1 pseudogene is annotated in these 540 nt (G+C 44.3%); it reads right to left on the bottom strand.

From position 1 onward, the window contains the following. Positions 1-40: 40 nt before the first annotated feature. A pseudogene (gene sat / locus ACS8FD_RS23935) lies at positions 41-540 on the bottom strand (sulfate adenylyltransferase); the annotation flags it as partial.

The following is a 540-nucleotide window of genomic DNA, read 5'->3' as shown; positions in this document are numbered from 1 at the left end:
CTTTTTTATGAGTGGCTTTTTATCAAAAATAAATTGCGATCTATACCGCGGATGCCCCAGTCAATTTGACCTCAGCACGGTCATCGATAGCGATACCTGCATAATAATTGCGTAAAATCTCTAGTACTTCTGGACGACTAAAGTTCTCTGGGACATCGAGATCCTCTGATAGCGCTTTACGTAGCTTGGTGCCTGATACTTTCACATGCTCAGATGCTTCATGCGGACACGTCTTATCAGAGGCCATGGCATTACAAGCATTACACCAAAACGTCCAGCCAATCTTGAGCGGCTGAGTAATGAGATCGTCTTTACCGACATATTCAAAGATAGTCTGCGCATCAAATGCGCCATAATAATCACCGACACCAGCATGGTCACGACCAACGATCAGATGGCTACAACCGTAGTTTTGACGGAATACGGCATGCAATAGCGCCTCACGTGGCCCAGCATAACGCATATCAAGCGGATAACCTGCCTGAATGACAGTATCTTTTCTAAAGTAATTATCAATCAAAGTTTTGATAGCTTCTTGGC

It is taken from the genome of Psychrobacter sp. 1U2, assembly GCF_051847575.1.
This window is presented reverse-complemented; position numbering and strand designations above follow the sequence as displayed.